Annotated in this window: 16 protein-coding genes; 9 read left to right on the top strand and 7 right to left on the bottom strand. The window is 66.3% G+C overall.

Annotation, left to right across the window (positions count from 1 at the left end; genetic code table 11):
• Positions 1-2: 2 nt before the first annotated feature.
• Genes ASE49_RS14770 through ASE49_RS14755 form a run of 4 tightly spaced genes read left to right on the top strand, consistent with a single transcriptional unit; the run spans position 3 to position 2,449 of the window.
• On the top strand, positions 3-539 hold the full coding sequence (locus ASE49_RS14770; protein WP_056774170.1) for an urease accessory protein UreE: 537 nt from the start codon (positions 3-5) through the stop codon (positions 537-539).
• Complete coding sequence (locus ASE49_RS14765; protein WP_056774496.1) at positions 484-1,227, top strand: urease accessory protein UreF; 744 nt, start codon at positions 484-486, stop codon at positions 1,225-1,227. The genes ASE49_RS14770 and ASE49_RS14765 overlap by 56 nt, the downstream gene beginning before the upstream one ends.
• Entirely contained in the window at positions 1,224-1,865 is a 642-nt protein-coding gene (ureG, locus tag ASE49_RS14760) for an urease accessory protein UreG (protein ID WP_056774168.1), read from the top strand. Before ASE49_RS14765 ends, ureG begins: the two co-directional genes overlap by 4 nt.
• Positions 1,862-2,449, top strand: a complete 588-nt coding sequence (locus ASE49_RS14755; protein WP_056774165.1) for a HupE/UreJ family protein — start codon at positions 1,862-1,864, stop codon at positions 2,447-2,449. The genes ureG and ASE49_RS14755 overlap by 4 nt, the downstream gene beginning before the upstream one ends.
• Before the next feature lie 43 nt (positions 2,450-2,492).
• On the opposite strand, the gene ASE49_RS14750 is transcribed toward ASE49_RS14755, so the two are convergent.
• Both ASE49_RS14750 and ASE49_RS14745 read right to left on the bottom strand, forming a co-directional pair.
• Entirely contained in the window at positions 2,493-3,899 is a 1,407-nt protein-coding gene (locus tag ASE49_RS14750; RefSeq protein WP_056774161.1) for an amidohydrolase family protein, read from the bottom strand.
• Positions 3,896-4,579 carry a cysteine hydrolase family protein gene (locus ASE49_RS14745; protein WP_056774158.1) on the bottom strand — a complete coding sequence of 228 codons (684 nt, stop codon included), beginning with the start codon at positions 4,577-4,579 and terminating at the stop codon, positions 3,896-3,898. The genes ASE49_RS14750 and ASE49_RS14745 overlap by 4 nt, the downstream gene beginning before the upstream one ends.
• A 322-nt stretch (positions 4,580-4,901) precedes the next feature.
• Here ASE49_RS14745 and ASE49_RS14740 point away from each other — a divergent pair, with 322 nt between their 5' ends.
• The 5 genes from ASE49_RS14740 to ASE49_RS14720 all read left to right on the top strand — a co-directional run bounded on the left by ASE49_RS14740 (position 4,902) and on the right by ASE49_RS14720 (position 10,443).
• Positions 4,902-6,152 (top strand): bifunctional phosphopantothenoylcysteine decarboxylase/phosphopantothenate synthase, encoded by a 1,251-nt coding sequence (locus ASE49_RS14740; protein ID WP_056774156.1) that lies wholly within the window; start codon positions 4,902-4,904, stop codon positions 6,150-6,152.
• Positions 6,136-6,606: a dUTP diphosphatase gene (gene dut, locus ASE49_RS14735; RefSeq protein ID WP_056774154.1), complete on the top strand. Its 471-nt coding sequence runs from the start codon at positions 6,136-6,138 to the stop codon at positions 6,604-6,606. The genes ASE49_RS14740 and dut overlap by 17 nt, the downstream gene beginning before the upstream one ends.
• A 59-nt stretch (positions 6,607-6,665) precedes the next feature.
• Positions 6,666-7,064, top strand: coding sequence for a peptide-methionine (R)-S-oxide reductase MsrB (gene msrB, locus ASE49_RS14730; protein WP_056774152.1), 399 nt, complete (start codon positions 6,666-6,668; stop codon positions 7,062-7,064).
• A 133-nt stretch (positions 7,065-7,197) separates the two neighbouring features.
• The gene (locus tag ASE49_RS14725; protein WP_056774148.1) at positions 7,198-9,417 is read left to right on the top strand and encodes a transglycosylase domain-containing protein; all 2,220 of its coding nucleotides are present in this window, start codon (positions 7,198-7,200) and stop codon (positions 9,415-9,417) included.
• A gap of 66 nt (positions 9,418-9,483) precedes the next feature.
• Positions 9,484-10,443 carry a diguanylate cyclase domain-containing protein gene (locus ASE49_RS14720; protein WP_082456500.1) on the top strand — a complete coding sequence of 320 codons (960 nt, stop codon included), beginning with the start codon at positions 9,484-9,486 and terminating at the stop codon, positions 10,441-10,443.
• A 24-nt stretch (positions 10,444-10,467) separates the two neighbouring features.
• On the opposite strand, the gene ASE49_RS14715 is transcribed toward ASE49_RS14720, so the two are convergent.
• The 5 genes from ASE49_RS14715 to ASE49_RS14695 form a co-directional block, all read right to left on the bottom strand.
• Positions 10,468-11,778, bottom strand: a complete 1,311-nt coding sequence (locus ASE49_RS14715; RefSeq protein ID WP_056774142.1) for a UDP-glucose dehydrogenase family protein — start codon at positions 11,776-11,778, stop codon at positions 10,468-10,470.
• Positions 11,779-11,873: 95 nt separating this feature from the next.
• Entirely contained in the window at positions 11,874-12,887 is a 1,014-nt protein-coding gene (locus ASE49_RS14710) for an NAD-dependent epimerase/dehydratase family protein (protein ID WP_056774493.1), read from the bottom strand.
• Between the two features lie 148 nt (positions 12,888-13,035).
• A complete protein-coding gene (gene gmd, locus ASE49_RS14705) occupies positions 13,036-14,178 on the bottom strand; it encodes a GDP-mannose 4,6-dehydratase (RefSeq protein ID WP_056774139.1) in 1,143 nt (380 codons plus the stop codon).
• A 147-nt stretch (positions 14,179-14,325) separates the two neighbouring features.
• Positions 14,326-15,285 (bottom strand): autotransporter outer membrane beta-barrel domain-containing protein, encoded by a 960-nt coding sequence (locus tag ASE49_RS14700; protein WP_200922072.1) that lies wholly within the window; start codon positions 15,283-15,285, stop codon positions 14,326-14,328.
• Positions 15,286-15,290: 5 nt separating this feature from the next.
• Positions 15,291-17,414, bottom strand: coding sequence for an ATP-binding protein (locus tag ASE49_RS14695; protein WP_056774137.1), 2,124 nt, complete (start codon positions 17,412-17,414; stop codon positions 15,291-15,293).
• Between the last annotated feature and the right edge of the window lie 459 nt (positions 17,415-17,873).

Below are 17,873 nucleotides of genomic sequence, written 5' to 3'. Positions count from 1 at the left end.
CCATGCAGCGCATCATCACGATCATTCCGGGCGGCGGGGCAGCGGCCGATGACGTGGTAGAACTTGACCACGATCACCGCCGCCGCCGCCGGATCGTGCATGCCACCCGCAATGGCCGCACGATCCTGCTGGACCAGCCCAACGTGGTTCACTTGCGCGACGGAGATGGCCTGCAACTGGAGGACGGCGCGGTCGTAGCGGTCCAGGCGACGCCCGAGCATCTGATCGCGATCGGCGCGCCCGATATCGCCGCGCTCGTGCGTATCGCATGGCATCTGGGCAACCGCCACCTTCCCACGCAACTGGCCGGCGAAACCCTGCTGATCCGCGCCGACCATGTGATCGCGCACATGGTCGAAGGGCTGGGCGGCACGTGCCGGGCCGTTCTTGCGCCGTTCGATCCTGAAGGCGGCGCTTACGCGGGTGGCGGCCACGGGGATTCCCATAGCAACGCCCATAGCCACGCGCACGGGGATGCCGGGCATGACGGCGCGCACGATCATCACCATCACGCCCACCATAACCATGCCCATGGATGACGGAACCCTCTTCGATCTGTTGAGCTGGATGTCCCCGGCCTGGCCGATCGGCGCTTTCGCGCATTCCGGCGGGCTGGAATGGGCTGTGGAGGCGGGCCATGTGCGCGACCTCGCATCGACGGTCGACTGGATCGGCGACCTGCTCGAACACGGCCCGCTGCACAACGAAGCGGTGTTCTTCCTTCACGCCTTGCGTGCGGCCACAGCAGGCGACGCAGATATGCTGGTGCAGGTGGCCGAGCTTGCCGCCGCGGCGCAGAGCGGCTTCGAGCGCCACCTGGAAACCACCGCACAGGGCGCGGCATTTCGGCGCATCGCGCTCCACGCTGCGGCGCCCAGCGGCTTTGCCGGGATGATCGCGGCGGTGCCGGAGGGCGCGCTGGCGTATCCGGTTGCGGCCGGCTGCCTGTTCGGCTTTCATGCGGTGCCGGAGATGCACGGGCTGGTTGCATACCTCCACGGCTGCGTGGCCAATCTGGTCTCGGCCGCCCAGCGCCTGGTGCCGCTGGGCCAGACCGATGCCCAACGCGCGCTCCACGCCTTGCGCGTGCCCTTGCGAACACTGGCCGCCGACCTGATCGCGCACGCGGGTGGTGATCCCTTTCTGGCGCTGCGCGGCTGCACGCTGGTGGCCGAGATCGGCTGCATGGCACATGAAACCACCTACACAAGGCTTTTCAGGACATGACGCAGATGGAACAGATCGTCCCACCGCAGACCACCGGCGCGTTGCGCGTCGGCATCGGCGGGCCGGTCGGCTCAGGCAAGACGGCGCTTATGGACGCATTGTGCAAATCGCTGCGCGAGCGCTTCCAGATCGCGGCCATCACCAACGACATCTATACGCGTGAGGACGCCGAGTTTCTGACGCGTGCCGGCTCACTGGATGCGGACCGCATCTTGGGCGTGGAGACCGGCGGTTGCCCGCACACCGCGATCCGGGAGGACGCCTCGATGAACCTTGCCGCGGTCGACACCCTCGAACGGCGCTTCCCCGGTCTTGAACTGGTGCTGATCGAAAGCGGCGGTGACAACCTTGCCGCCACGTTCAGCCCGGAACTGGCGGATCTGACGATCTACGTGATCGACGTGTCGGCAGGGGACAAGATCCCGCGAAAGGGCGGGCCGGGGATTACGCGCTCCGAACTGCTCGTGATCAACAAGATCGATCTTGCGCCGCATGTCGGCGCCAGTCTGGAGGTGATGGACCGTGATGCTCGCAAGATGCGGGGCGCGCGTCCGTTCGTCTTTGCCAACGTGCGCGCCGGCCACGGTGTCGCCGAGATCGAAAGCTTCATCATCACCAAAGGAGGGCTGGGCCGATGAAAATGCAAAGCATGCTCGCAGCGCCGATCGCGGCGGCGGCGATTCTGGTGCCGGCTGTGGCACAAGCACACCCCGGCCATGCTCTGGCAGCCTATCCGCTGCTATCGGGCGTACTGCATCCGTTGACCGGGACGGACCATCTGGCGGCGATGGTGCTGGTCGGGATGTGGAGCGGCACGCTGCCCGGCAAAAGCCGCTGGGCGCCACCGGCTGCGTTCGTCGGTGCAATGGTCGCGGGCTTTGGCCTTGCGCTGTCGGGAGCCGGGCTGGGCGGGTTCACCGGCAGCGCGGAATGGGGAATAGTGCTGTCGGTGCTGGTGCTCGGTTGCATCGTGGCGCTGCGCCTGCGCGCGTCGCTGGCGACCGCGTGCGCGGTGACCGGCGCATTCGGCATGGCGCATGGCATGGCGCACGGGCTGGAAGCGCCGGGTCAGGGCTTGGCGAACTTCGCCGCGGGTTTCATCGCGTCAACCGCTGTTCTGCACATCCTTGGCGTACAGATCGCACGGCGCATGCCGTCCGGCTGGGTTCGCGGGCTGGGGGTGGCCGGGGCCGCGCTGGGCGTGATGCTGGCGGCGGGGTAAGCCCCGGTCAGCCGTTACCCTGCGCTGCCTTGCGCGGCGGTGTCTACAGGACCGGCCAGCGGCACGGTACGGTCTTGCCCGCCCGTGCCAGCAGGATGGGCGCGGCGGCTTCGACCTCGGCGTAGATGGCGTCCTCGTCTATTGTGGTGCAGCGATAGCTGTCGACCACGCGGCGGCCATCGACCCACACGCTGTGCACGCCGCGTCCGTCGGCCGACCAGACGAGCTGATTGACGACATTAAGCAGTGGCGTCCATTCCGGCCGATCGCGGTCGTGGGCGACGAAATCGGCCTTCTTGCCCGGCTCCAGGCTGCCGATAAGATGGCCCATTTGTGCGCCGGCGGCGCCGTTGAGGGTGGCGCATTCGAGCACGTCGTACGCGGAAAAGAGGCTGGAATCGCGGCGGGAATCCTTGAACAGGCCCGCGGTGACATACATCGCGCGCATCAGGTCTGCGGCATTGCCGTTGTTGTTGCCGTCGGTGCCGAACTGGATCGGGACACCGGCTGCGGCCATTTCGGGGAACAGGCCAGAGTGGCTGGCGCCGTAGGCTCCTTTCATCGCGGTCATCGGGCAATGGGTGACGTGGGTGCCGGTGGCGGCCAGCAGATCCACTTCCGCCCGATCGAGAAATATCGCGTGGGTCAGCGACACATGGTCGCCCAGCACCCCGATCTCGGCGAGGTGGGCGATCGGCCGGCGTCCGGTGGTGGCAAGATAGAATTCGGGGTCCTGCGGGTCCGGGCTCATGTGGGCCGTGACGCCCGCGTTGTGTGCCAGCGCCAATTCGCTCGCCGCGCGCCACAGATCGTCAGTTGCGGTGGCATGACCGACCAGTGCGGGCCATGCGGCAAGCAGCGGATCGCCAGCGCACGAGTAGCGCTCCACTTCGCGTTGCAGCGTATCGATCGCCTGACGGGTGAGGGCGGCCTGGTCCTCGCCCGGCGCGAAAGCGCGGTCCTGCGCCCATTGGCCGATGCGACCGCGTATCCCGGTTTCCGCGAGGCCGTCGTGCACGGCGGCCAGATCCAGGATAGTGCCCGCTTCGATGAAGCAGGTGGTGCCGGTGCGCAGCATTTCAAGCGCAGCGAAGCGCGCGGAGAGCCGCTCCTCCTTAGGGGTCTGCGCTTGATACGTGGGGATCAACCAGCCCATCACGTTGGCTTCCCAGTCCGTATCGTCGGGGACCGCACCGCGCGTGAGCGGCTCTCCGGTGACGTGGACGTGGCAGTTGACGAACCCGGGCGTCAGCACGAAGCGCGATCCGTCGATCACCTCGCGCGCCGATACCATCGCCTCGATTTCCGCGCTGGGGCCAACTGCATGGATACGGTCTCCCACTATGGCCAACGCGCCATCACGATAGATGCGCCGCTGCGCGTCCATCGTAACGATCCAGGCATTGCGGATAAGCAGGTCGACTGTAACGGGGCCAGGGCGCTCGTTCATGCCACGGCGCGCTTTTCAGGCGCATCGGCTACGTCGTCGCCATTGCGCCACGCGTCGACCACCGCGTCTGTCGTCACCAGCAGCGAGGTATGCTGGCTCAGCGCGTTCAGCGTGTGGGTGTGCAGCCCCGGATCGAAACTGGCGCAGGCATCGGACACCACGAAGGTGTGGAAGTCGCGGTGGAAGGCATCGCGCGTGGTGGAATCGACGCAGCAGTCGGTGGTGAGCCCGGTCACTACCAGCGTGTCGATCCCGCGGGCGCGCAGCTGGTGCTCGAAATCGGTTCCGTGAAAGCTGGAGTAGGCCAGCTTGCTCACTTCGATATCGCCCGGCTCGGGGCGGACGCGGTAGTAGTCTTCGCCGCCGCTGCCGATCCTGCATATGCCTTCGCTGCCGGGCGTGCCGCGGCGGGCCATCCACATCTTGAGCGCCTTTGAATCGGTTTCGGGCCGGGTCATGACGCGCATAAAGCCTACCGTTGTACCCGCCTGGCGCGCGGCGGCGATCAACGCCTCGATGCGATCGATCGCTGCCTCGGCCGGGCTCATGTCCACGCCGTGGCGACCGATCACGCCTTTTGCCGAAGCGAAATCCACCTGGACATCGATAACGATGAGAGCGGTGTTTTGCGGTGCGATCATCGCCGCCGGCTGGGCAATATGCGGCAGCGGATCAGCCATGCGCCGGTACCATTGCGGTGCGCACGCATTCGGGGAGGGATAGGCTCTGCATCAGTGATACGCCCTTAGTCGACAGATTGGACCGCTCTTGGCGAGGCTATGGTGGGCGGGCCGACGAATCTTGTCGCGGTGCGCCCGCTATCTTGTCGGCGGCATGCGCAGCACTTGGTTTGGAGGCATTTTTGCCTGAGCGCGGGAGCATGGGTGGCTGCCTGGATCAGCGGCCAGGGAACGGATAAAGATCGCCCTGCGCTTTGCGCCTCGCGGCCAATGACCGCAAAGCGATTGCGCGCCGCGCCGCCGTGTTGCACAAGCCCGCACCATGAACGGACCGCGCATCCTGCTGATCGTTGGCGGCGGCATCGCTGCGTACAAGGCCTGCGAACTCGTACGCCTTATCCGCAAGCAGGGCGGCTCCGTCACCTGCGTGTTGACCGATGGCGGCGCGAAGTTCGTCACCGCGATGACGCTGGCGGCGCTGTCCGAAAATCCCGTGCGCACCACGCTGTGGGATCTCAAGAACGAGGCCGAGATGGGCCACATCCAGCTTAGCCGCCAGGCCGATCTGGTGGTGGTGTGCCCAGCAACCGCCGATCTCATGGCGCGCATGGCGGCGGGCATGGCCGACGATCTGGCGACCACGCTGCTGCTGGCCACCGACAAGCCGGTGCTGGCAGTTCCGGCGATGAACGTGCGCATGTGGCAGCACGGCGCCACAATGCGCAACGTCGCCACGCTGCGCGCGTCCGGCGTTGATGTGATGGAGCCGGACGAAGGCGCGATGGCCTGCGGTGAATACGGACCTGGTCGCCTGCCCGAACCGGAGCGGATCTGGCAACGGATCGCCGATGCGCTGGAAGGCGGAGTCGAAACCGGTGGGAAGGACGTGCTTCTGGGCCAGCCGGATTTTGACGTCGGCGCGCGGCACCGCGCATTGTACGGGCGGCACGTGGTGGTCACCGCCGGGCCGACGCATGAGCCGATCGACCCGGTGCGCTACATCGCCAATCGCTCGTCCGGCAAGCAGGGTTTCGCCATCGCAGCAGCGGCAGCGGCAGCGGGCGCGCGGGTGACGCTGGTGGCCGGGCCGGTCCATCTGCCGACCCCGCCGGGCGTCGAGCGGGTGGACGTCGAAACCGCGCGGGACATGGCAGCGGCAGTGGACGCTGCGCTGCCCGCTGACGTCGCGATCATGGTGGCCGCCGTGGCGGACTGGCACGTGACCGGTGCGGCGGACCAGAAGCTCAAGAAGCAGGGCGGGGCCGTGCCTGCGCTCCAGCTGGCGGAAAACCCGGACATTTTGGCGGGTCTGTCTCGCAGCTTGCGCCGCCCTTCGCTGGTGGTGGGCTTTGCCGCCGAAACGCAGGACGTCATCCCGCACGCCACCGAAAAACGCACCCGCAAGGGCGCGGACTGGATCGTCGCCAACGACGTGTCGGGCGATGTCATGGGCGGGGATACGAACACCGTCCACATCGTCACCGCCGACGGCGTGATCACGCTGCCCGAAATGCCCAAGCAGGACGTGGCGCGCGTCCTGATCGAAAGGATCGCCGATGCACTCCCCCGTTGACGTTCCCGTGATGGTCAAGGTTCTGCCTCACGGGGAGGGGCTGGACCTGCCCGGTTACGCGACGGACGGCGCAGCAGGCATGGACGTGGTAAGCGCGCAGGATCTGACGCTGGCCCCGGCCGAGCGGCAGGCGGTGGCCACCGGCCTCGCGATCGCCATTCCCACCGGGTATGAGATTCAAGTGCGTCCGCGGTCGGGGCTGGCGCTGAAGCACGGTGTCACCGTCGCCAATGCGCCCGGCACCATTGATTCCGATTATCGCGGCGAGTTGAAGGTGATCCTCGTCAACCTGGGGCTGGAGCCTTTCGTGATCCGCCGGGGCGACCGCGTGGCGCAACTGGTGCTGGCCCCGGTCACGCGCGCATCGTGGCTCACCGTGGACGAGCTTGACGAGACGGCGCGCGGCGAAGGCGGGTTCGGCTCGACCGGGGGGCTGGCCGCGCTGGGCAGCTGAACCTCTGGAATTGGGCGCCTGGACCGCCCATATCGGGGCGCGAAGGAGTTTTGCCTGCCATGACCGACAAGATCGAACTCACCGATGAACAATGGCGCGATCGCCTGACGCCTGAGCAGTACCGCGTGCTGCGCGAGGGCGGAACCGAACGCGCATTCACCGGCAAGTATGAAAAGAACAAGCAGCCGGGCGTCTATACCTGTGCTGCGTGCGGCGAACCGCTGTTCGGGTCCGACACCAAATTCGAATCCGGCTCCGGCTGGCCCAGCTACACCGCGCCCGTCACTGACGGCGCGGTGGACGAGCATCGCGATACCTCGCACGGGATGGTGCGCACCGAAGTGACCTGCGCCAAGTGCGAAGGTCACTTGGGCCATGTGTTCCCCGATGGTCCTGGGCCCACGGGCCTGCGCTACTGCATCAACAGCGCCTCGCTGGACTTCAAACCGCAGGACTGAGGCTTTTCCACGATGATCGCGGGCGGGTTCGGCATGCCGCCGGGCCCACCCGTTCACGTCTGGTTACAAATGCCGGTGCAAGGTGTAGGAGTTACCCGAACGTTCGTTTTTGATTGGGGCTTATACCTTACCCATGGCCAATCCTCCCGGCCGCCGCCGCCCGACCCGCGGCGCATCTCCTGAACCTGTGCAAAAACCCCTCTGGCGCCGCATCGTGCGCGCCGCGCTGGTATGGGGCACCGCGCTGGTGTTGCTGGCAGCGATCTTCCTTGGCACCGCCGTATTCTTCACGATGCGCGAACTGCCGGACTATAACGCGCTGAAAAGCAGCCAGAACGGCCAGATGATCGTGGTGCGCGCGCGCGACGGGCGCGAACTCGTCTCGTTGGGGCCAAGCTACGGCAAGTGGATACCGTACGCCCAGATCCCCACGGTGATGAGCGGCGCGATCCAGGCCGTGGAAGACCGGCGGTTTCGCGAGCATCCCGGTGTCGATCCGATCGGGCTGATGCGCGCGGTCTACGTCTCGTTCACGACCGGAGGGCGGGCGAAGGCCACCTCCACGATCACGCAGCAGCTGGCGCGCAACGTGTTCCTCAACAATTCCCGTTCGTTTACCCGCAAGGCGCGCGAAATGGTGCTGGCGCTCGCGCTGGAGCGCAAGTTCACCAAGGATGAGATCCTCGAGTTGTATCTCAACAAGGTGTATTTCGGCGGCGGCGCTTATGGCATCGATGCCGCCAGCCGCAAGTTTTTCGGCCACCCCGCTACCGAACTTTCCACCGCCGAGGCCGCAATCATCGCCGGGCTGGTGAAGGCCCCGTCCAACTATTCGCCCACCGCCGATGTCGAGGCCGCCAAGCAGCGCGGCAAAGTGGTGCTGCAGCTGATGGCGCGATCGGGCGTGATCTCGCAGGCGGAGGCCGAAAGCACCGATTTCTCGGACGTCGCCGTCGCCAGGGAAAAGGGCCAGAACTCGGTCCGTTACTTCACCGACTGGGCCTTGCCCCAGCTCGATGTGTTGCTGCCCGAAAACAAGGAGCCGATCGAGGTGTGGACCACGCTCGATCCCGCGATGCAGGATGCGGCGACCAGGGCGGTGGACAGCAACGTGCCCAAGGGTGCGCAAGGCGCGCTCGTCAGCCTGGATCGGGACGGCGCGGTGCTGGCGATGGTGGGCGGCACCGATTACGTCAATTCCAACTATAACCGCGCCACCAGCGCACTGCGCCAGCCAGGCTCGTCCTGGAAGCTGTTCGTCTACCTCGCGGCCCTGGAAGCCGGGTACAAGCCCGACGACCGCGTGGTGGACGAGCCGGTGACGATCGACGGCTGGAGCCCCAAGAATGACGGGCGCAACTTCGCCGGCCAGATCGATATCCGCACCGCCTTTGCCTATTCCAAGAATACCATCGCGGCGCAGCTGGGCAACGAGGTCGGCTTTGGCACCGTTGCCAGCATGGCGCGCCGGTTTGGCATCAGCACCCCGATCAACACCAAGCCGGCGATGGTGCTGGGTACGTCCGAAGTGCGGGTGATCGATATGACGCGCGCCTTCGCGGCGATTTCGGCGGGCGGCACGTCGGTTGAACCCTACGGCATCCTCAAAGTGACCACCACGTCGGGCGAACTGCTGTATCAGCACAAGTCCGCGCAGGGCCAGCTGCTGGTGCCCCCGCATGTGGCAGCGGGCATCACGGATCTGCTGCAGACCGCCGTGGCCACCGGAACCGGGCGCGCGGCGCAGATCGGCCGCCCGGTGGCGGGCAAGACCGGCACTACCAGTTCAAACAAGGATGGCTGGTTCCTGGGCTTCTCCAGCGGCATCACCACCGGCGTGTGGATGGGCCGCGATGATGCCAGGCCGGTGCCGGGCCTCTCCGGCGGCCATGCGCCTGCCCGCGCCTTTGCCGATTACATGCGCGTTGCCGTCGCCAAGCGCCCGGTGGAGCAGTTCGACACCCAGCTCAAGCTTCCCGAGTGGCAGTTGGAGCCGGACGACGAGCAGCTGCAGGGCAATCCTGACGATTATTACTACACGGACGAGAACGGCAATCTGGTGCGCCCCGAAGGCGGCGGCCAGCCCGCCGAACCGCGCCAGCCGGATGACGGCGCGCCGGTGCCGCCGGACTATGGACCCCAGCCGGGTCCGCAACCGGGCGGCGCACCGCCCGCTGCGGGCCGCGATTTCCTCGACCGCGCGACCGGGCGAGGCAATGACGATCCGGGCTTGCGCCCCGGCGCCAACGGTCGCGGCCGGATGGTGCCGGTCCCCGGCCCCACCCCGGTGCCTCGTCAGGCGCCGCCGCGTGGGTACGGCCAGAACCAGCCGTACGATCCCGGCCAGTATTGAGAAGGCCACTGCGTAAGAGATCGTTGGAGAACGGTCTCTTAACAGAATGGTGCGTATATCGGCCCCATGTCGATGTGCACTCAGCAGTTTCATGCGCCGCCACCTGTCTGGGGTGAACGTTTGTCGAGTGAGCCTGCAAGCCGTTTTCCTGAAATGACGGACCCGGCGCTCGACCGGGCGATGGCACTGGCACGGATCGGTGCGTGGTCCTGCAATCTGTTGGACAATCGCTTGAGTTGGACTTCGGGCGTTTACGACATCTTTGGGCTACCGCCCCAGATGGTGCCTGACCGGCAGCAGACTGTCGCCATGTACACCGATGAATCCCGCGAAAATCTGGAGAGGCTCCGCGCGCAGGCGATCGCCATGCGCGGTGCCTTTACGCTCGATGCGCAAATTGTGCGCCCCGGCGGCGAGCAGCGATGGATGCGAATAACGGGCGAAATGGCCCGCAGTGCAAATGGTGATCCCATCCTCCACGGACTGAAGCAGGACATCACCGAGGAGAAGTTACGCTCCGAAGAACTGCGCCGTATCGCAGAAAATGATGCGCTGACCGGGCTGGCAAGTCGCGCCGTCTACGAAAGCCGCTTTTTGAACAGGTGCGGCGCAACATTGCCGCTGGTGCCGCTCGGCGCGCTGATCCTGTTCGATCTCGATGGCTTCAAGGGCGTCAACGATCGATTGGGTCATGCGGCTGGAGATACCTGCCTCCGAGTATTCGCCGAGCGGTTGTCCGCAAGCTTCCCCAATGCACTGCTGACTGCAAGGATAGGGGGCGACGAATTCGCCGTGGTTGTCAGTGACGATGAGCCAATAACCGCCATCAGGGCGCGCGTTGACAGGTTTCTGGCGCATCTGCGCGCACCCGCGCTGTGGCAGGATCAGATATTCACGGTCGGTGCTACCAGCGGCATCGCCGTCCCGCCCGATCCCTTCGCCTATGATCCCGAAGAGTTGTTCGTGCGCGCCGACACGGCGCTCTATGCCGCCAAGCGCACGGGGAAATCCGCTCGGCGACCTTAGAGCGCAGCGGTTGAATAGCCTGCCCTATGCCCGCCCGATCGAGGTATAGGCAAAGCCCGCCGCGCGCATGTCTTCCGGCTTGTAGATGTTGCGCAGGTCCACCAGCACGGGCGCGTTCGCGAGCGCCTTTACCCGGTCGAGGTCGAGCGCGCGGAAGGCGTCCCATTCGGTGACGATCACGACCGCGTCCGCGCCGGTGATCGCCGCGTAGGGGTCACCCACCATCTCCACTTCGGCCATCAGCGCGCGGGCTGATTCCATGCCTTCGGGATCGAAGGCCGCCACCGACACGCCGTTGTCGGTCAGCGTCTGGGCGATGGCGATGGCGGGCGAATCGCGCATGTCGTCGGTGTTGGGCTTGAAGGTCAGGCCCAGCATCGCCACGCGCTTGCCGCGCGCCGCATCGTGGCCGCCCAGCGCCTCGATGACCTTGCGGCCCATCGCGCGCTTGCGGCTGTCGTTGACCTTGGCGACTGCCTCCACCAGGCGCAGCGGGCTGTCATAGTCCTCCGCGGTCTTTAGCAGGGCCAGCGTATCCTTGGGGAAGCACGAACCGCCATAGCCGGGGCCGGCGTGGAGGAACTTCTTGCCGATGCGCCCGTCCAGCCCGATGCCGCGCGCCACGTCCTGCACGTTGCCGCCGACCTTCTCGCACAAGTCCGCGATCTCGTTGATGAAGGTGATCTTAGTGGCGAGGAAGGCATTGGCCGCGTATTTGATCATTTCGGCCGACCGGCGCGAGACGAACAGTATCGGCGATTCGTTCAGGAACAGCGGGCGATAGACCTGGCGCATCACCGCCCGGCCAAACTCGTCCTCAGCGCCGATGACGATCCGGTCAGGCCGCTTGAAGTCACCGATGGCGGCGCCCTCACGCAGGAACTCCGGGTTGGAAACCACCGAGACGCGGTGCTTCGTGCCGCTTTGCGCGATGATCCGCTCCACTTCATCACCCGTACCCACCGGCACCGTGGACTTGGTGACGACGACCGCATCGTTCGACAGGTGCTCCCCCACTTCCAGCGCCACGGCATGCACGAACGACAAGTCGGCATGGCCATCGCCCCGGCGCGAAGGAGTGCCCACGGCGATGAAGATTGCCGATGCTCCGGCGATACCCTCGGCCAGATCGGTGGTAAACGAAAGCCGCCCGGCGCGCACGTTGCCGGCGACCAGCGCGTCCAGCCCCGGCTCGTAGATCGGCATGATCCCGTCATGCAGGCGATCGATCTTGGACTGGTCCTTGTCGATGCACACCACATCGTGGCCGAAATCCGCGAAACAGGCACCTGACACCAGGCCAACGTAGCCCGAGCCCACCATAGCAATCTTCATGTGAACCTCATGGGAGGAGAACAGGAGCGGCCTTTAGGGCCGAAGGAGCGCAAGGGGAAGTGCAGCGCACCTCCCGGTCACGTCGGTGACGGCGATTACAGGCCGGTGTACCCCCGAAACCAGTCCACAAAGCGCGGCACGCCCACCTCGATCGGCGTGCTGGGCGCATAGCCCGTGTCGCGGGTGAGCGCGGTGATGTCGGCATACGTGGCGGGAACGTCGCCGGCCTGCATCGGCATCAGGTTCAGCGTGGCTTTGCGGCCGCAGGCTTCTTCCAGCACCGCGATCAGGCGCATCAGATGCTCCGAGCGGTTGTTGCCGATGTTGTAGAGCGCATGGGGCTTGACGCTGCCGCCCGCCTTTGGTGCGCCATCGTCTGCCGGTGGACGATCGAGGCAGGCCAGTACGCCGGCCACGATATCGTCGATGTAGGTGAAATCGCGCTGCATCTCGCCGTGGTTATAAACCTCGATCGGGCGGTCCTGCAGGATGCGTTCGGCAAACTTCCACATTGCCATGTCGGGCCGGCCCCACGGGCCATATACGGTAAAAAAGCGCAGGCCGGTCAGAGGGATGCGGAACAGATGGGCGTACGTCTCGCTCATCAGTTCGTCGGCTTTCTTGGTGGCGGCATAGAGGGACACGGGATGGTCGGCGCGATCCTCGACGGCGAAAGGCAGCTTGGCGTTGCCGCCGTAGACCGAGCTTGAGCTGGCGTAGACCATGTGCGCCACGCCGCGCGCGCGGGCGATTTCCAGCATGTTGACATGGCCGGCCAGATTGGACGCAACGTAAGCCTGCGGATTTTCCAGCGAGTAGCGCACCCCGGCCTGCGCGCCCAGATGGACGATGGCATCGAAGCGGTAGGGTTCGAGCGCGGCTGTCAGCGCCCCGGCGTCCGAAAAATCGAGCGGGAGAAAGCGGAACGCATCGCCGTGCGCTGCCCCCACGCGATCGAGGCGCGCCTGCTTCAGCGACACCGGGTAATAGGCGTTGAGGTTGTCGATGCCGATAACCTGCTGACCGCGCGCCAGCAGGGCCTGCGCCACTTGCGCGCCGATGAACCCGGCTGCGCCTGTCACCAGAACCGTTGAACCCAGCGTCGTCATCATGCCTCCAGCAGCGGCGAGGGCGGGTGCCGCTCACGTTGCGATCCGGCCATAGCGGCCAAAGGTGGATCAGAAGCTAATCACGCACAGAAAAAGGGGCCGGCGGACAGTCTCCGGTCCCGGCCCCTTTCCTGTGATGCGGCAGCGATCAGCCTTCGACGCTGACCGGGATTTCCAGGCCGTGCTCCTTCAGCAGCGCGTGGCGCCGCGCGGCCTTGTGATCCTCGGCGACCATTTCGGCGCACATTTCCTGCACCGTGATGACCGGCTCCCAGCCCAGCAGTTCCTTGGCCTTGGAGGGATCGCCCAGCAGCGTTTCCACTTCGGCAGGGCGGAAATAGCGCGGGTCGATGCGCATGACGACATCGCCAACGGCAAGTGCGGGCGCCAAAGTGCCTTCGATCGCGGTGACCGTGGCGATCTCGTCCACCCCGGTGCCGGTGAATTCCAGCGTCACGCCCAGTTCCTTGGCGGCCCACGTGATGAACTGGCGCACCGAATACTGCACGCCGGTGGCGATCACGAAGTCACGCGCTTCTTCCTGCTGCAGCATCATCCACTGCATGCGGACATAGTCCTTGGCGTGGCCCCAATCGCGCAGCGAATCGATGTTGCCCATGTACAGGCACGGTTCGAGGCCGAGCGCGATGTTGGCGAGGCCGCGGGTGACCTTGCGGGTGACGAAGGTTTCGCCGCGGCGCGGGCTCTCATGGTTGAACAGGACGCCGTTGCACGCATACATTCCGTAGGCTTCGCGGTAGTTCACCGTGATCCAGTACGCATAGAGCTTGGCGACCGCATAAGGCGAGCGGGGATAGAACGGCGTCGTCTCGCGCTGGGGAATTTCCTGCACCAGCCCGTACAGTTCGGAGGTGGAGGCCTGGTAGAAGCGGGTCTTCTTTTCCAGACCAAGGAATCGCACCGCTTCCAGGATGCGCAAGGTGCCGATCGCGTCGACGTCGGCGGTATACTCCGGCGCTTCGAAGCTGACGGCCACGTGGCTTTGCGCGCCTAGGTTGTAGATCTCGTCCGGCTCGATGTCGCGGATCAGGCGGGTGAGGTTGGAGGTGTCGCTAAGATCGCCGTAGTGCAGCTTGAAGCGCGAGCCGTGCTGATGCGGATCTTCGTAGATGTGATCGACGCGCGCGGTGTTGAACAGCGAGGCGCGGCGCTTGATGCCATGAACCTCGTAGCCCTTCTCAAGCAGAAATTCGGCCAGATAGGAGCCGTCCTGTCCGGTAACGCCTGTGATCAAAGCCACTTTGCGCGCGCCGCTGCCTGAATTGCTCATCGTTAGACACACCCCAAATGAAATAGTGGTAATTCCATAAAGCCCGAGGGTCTTTGCTGCAATGCAAAATTCCGCGAGACCCGATAGTCAGCAATGCGGTAATGACAAAGTTTGCCGCGCCGTCACGCCACCTGGTTTGGTCAAGTGTCAGAAGGATTTGCGTAAAGACAATCCGCCGGTGGTGATGTCGCCGGTCGAAACGCCAAAGCTGCGGGTGGCGAAAAGATCGAGATAAATGTCCCGCCGAAGCTTCAGGCTGGTGCTGGCCCCGGCCTCGAACCAGCTGTCGGGATAATGCTTGCTGAAAAGCCCGAGGCCCAAGGCGCCGTCGTTTTGCAGCTCGGGGCGGATGCGCAGCATCGAGATGCCGTTGCTGGTCCAGTTGCGGGACAGCGACAAGCCGACGTAATCGCTGTGCTGCGGCCCGAACGCATAATCGATCCGGGTGGCCGCATTGGCGGACCAGGTGGGCTCGTTCGTTTCGAGGTCCGTAAACGTGGTGCCGGTGGGCGCAGGGCGCAGTAGTTTGCCTTGGGCGAAGGCGGCGGCGATCGTGGGGGTCAGGAAGAAGTTGCCGCCCAGGGGCACTACGCGCCCGAAATCGCCGCCGGCGGCGTAATAGTCGCTCGCCTTCGATCCGGTGCTGGCCCGGCTTCCCGCACTGGTGCTGATCCGCCCGTAGACCTGCCGCCCGTAACTGGCCCATCCATCGATCACCCAGTTATCGAAGTTGCCGCCCGCGCCGATGGTGCCGACATAGTAATCGGACGGCAGCGCCACGTCCGACTGCAGCAGCGTGCCGTGATAGCGCATCACGGTGCCGCGCACGTAGCCCCGGCCCACCCGGCGGGTCAGGTTGAGCGTCTGCCAGGTGCCGTCCGGCCCGCTATCCCGCGCGCTGATGCCGGTGGATAATGCCGCCGTCCACAGGGGCGGCGCCGGGGAAGCAGGATCAGCGGTTGCCGCGTCAGCCGGCTGGGCAGCGGCGTCCAGCGATACGGTCGTCGGGGCCTGGATCGGCGCTGTGGTGTCTTGCGCGGCGGCGCGGGCGCCGGGCAGCAGCGCCAGCAGCGGCGCCAGTGTGCTTAGGACGATGGGCGTTTTCAAGCGGATCACGCCGCCTTGCGCAGGGGGGAGGAGAATGCTGCCGGAACGCTCAGCCGGGTGATGAAGCCGTCCTTGCCGTGCGCGAACGAGACATCGCCGCCGTGCGCCCGCGCGATCGAGCGGCATACGGCAAGGCCAAGGCCACTGCCGGTGCGGCCGGACCGTCGCGCCGCTTCGCTGCGATAGAACGGCTCGAATGCGCGGTCGAACTCGTCCTCGGGGATACCCGGCCCGGCATCGACGATTTCGGCAACCGCCTCGCCGCCGGAAAGCGAAACCCGCACGCGCGCGCTTTCGCCGTATTTCACCGCGTTTTCGAGAAGGTTGGCCAGCAGGCGCCGAATGCCCACCGGGTCCACGTCCACCGGCACGTGGGTGGTGCTTTCGATCAGGACGTTGGCGCCCACCAGTTGCCAGTCGGCAACGCTGCCGGCGATCACGTCGGCAAAGTCCAGGCGCTGGCGGGGCCCCGGCGTGGAGGCATCGCGGATGAAGCCGATGACCTGGCTGATCATCGCTTCCATCTCGGTCACTTCCTTCAGCAATCCGGTGCGCTGATCGTCTGGCACGTCTTCGATGCGGAAGCGCAGCCGGGTGAGCGGCGTGCGCAAGTCATGGCTTATCGCGCCCACCATGGCGGTGCGGTCATCGACGAAGGCGCGCAGGCGATGGCGCATCTGGTTGAAGGCGTTGGCAGCGCGGCCGATCTCTGCCGGCCCGGAGAGCGGCAGGATCGTTGCGGAAGGATCGCGGCCCAGTTGCTCCGCCGCCACCGCGAAATCGCGCAGCGGCAGTACGATGCGCCGCACGAACAGCCATGCCAGCGGGCTGACGATCGCCAGCGACAGGGCAAACCACAGCATCACCCGGGTCTGCCAGGCGTTGGGGAACGCCTCGGCGCGGGGGGCCACTGCCAGCCAGGTGCCGTCAGCCTGGCGTGCAGCGGCCACGAAATCCCCCTCGATAAACGGCGGCGATGCCAGCTCGAACAGCGAATCACGTTCGCGGCGGAATGGTATGGGCTCCGGCTTGGTGACGACGGCAGAGGTTGCCGCATCGGGCGCCGCCACAGCCGTTACCACAGGGCGCTGCGCGGGCAGGACAATCGGCGCGGTCGCGAGGGGTACTTTCACGCTTACCGGGCCTGCGGCGCCAGGAAGGACTGTCCTGCTTTCGCCGGTGTCGCCAACGATATTCTGCGTCGCCGCGCGCGGCGTCCGGGGGGCGTCCGGGTTGATGGCCGGCAGGTTGGGCATGACCATGATGCGGGAGCTCATCCCGGGTCCCAGTGCGCCGGTGGGTCGTCCCAGCGCTCCCAGCGATTCGGGCCCGGCGAATGGGCCACGGCCTCCAAACGGGCTACCGGGCAGCGCGCCCTGGCCCAACCCCGTGGTGGTCTGGCCTGGCGCGGGTGCGGTTGATCCGGCTCCTACGCCAGTGGGTCTGCCGGAACCTCCCGGGTTTGCACCAGGCCCGGCAGGCAAGCTGCCGCCGCCCGGCAAAGTCGTGCGCGGCATCCCCGTTCCAGGTTGACCGGGATTTCGCGGAAAAGAAGCGCCCGGAAACCCGCGCCCCGGAAGTCCGCCACCGGGCAGGCCGCCGCCCGGCAGCCGGCCTCCGGGAAATCCACCGCCGGGCATGCCGGCGGGGCCGGGGCTGCCGGCGATCGGGGGGCCGCCAGGTATGGCCTGCGCATGTGCAGGCGCGATCAGCAATGCCGACATGCCGCCGGACATCCCGTCGGCCAAAGCAAGCGGCGAACCGCGCGCGCTGGGCACGGCGACCCCGCCAACCGGAAGCTGCGTGTAGAAGGCCAGAATCACGTCCTGCGGCGGACGGCCGATCCGGCGCGCCAGCGCATCGCGCGAGGATTGCGACACCAGCCAGCCTTGCCCGGCCACGTCCGGCGGCCCGCGCATGATCCTGCGCTCCAGCCGCGCGGGCGGATTGCCGCCCATGAGCGCAGCCGCCACCTCGGCCATGTCCCACCGCGCATTCGGTCGTGGCGGCAGGATGACCGTCAGCGCCAGGGTCACCAACTGTGCAGCCAGCAGCACGCACACCAGGATGGCGACCATCTGCATCGCCAGCGGCATGCCGAACCGGCGGGGAAGCACGGGAAGAATCATGCGCGTGCTTGTGGCACGGGGAACGGTGAAATTCGATAGCGGTAGATGGTATGCGGAGCGGGGACAGGAGAGAGGGACACGTCCCTCCTGTCCCCGCTCCGCGTTCCCGCCAGCCACAAGGGCTGGTGGCGGGAACGGTCACCCCGGATGATCCGGCCGCGATGCCGCAGGCCGGAGGAAACTCGTATCGCGCAGCCCGGCTCAGCGGGCGGTGCGGCTTGACGGCGCTGCGGGTAGCAGCGCGCCATGACAGTTTGCAGACGGCGCCAGGCAACGCCGTCAGATGCACGCCCTTTAGATCCGGGGTCGTCTACGAGCAAGACGGGTGCGACTACAGAACCTGCTCGTGCGACGACCCCGGCACCGCGGGCAGCCATGGCGGCGGCGTCCCGGGCGATGGGCTGGGATGCAAAGGGCGCGGGAGGGCTGGCACGGAAAGCGGGGGGCGCTTCCATGCGG

The organism is Novosphingobium sp. Leaf2, assembly GCF_001421325.1.
In the GTDB taxonomy this organism is placed as follows: domain Bacteria; phylum Pseudomonadota; class Alphaproteobacteria; order Sphingomonadales; family Sphingomonadaceae; genus Novosphingobium.
The sequence above is the reverse complement of the archived record's forward strand: the minus strand, read 5'-3'. Positions and strand labels throughout refer to the sequence as shown.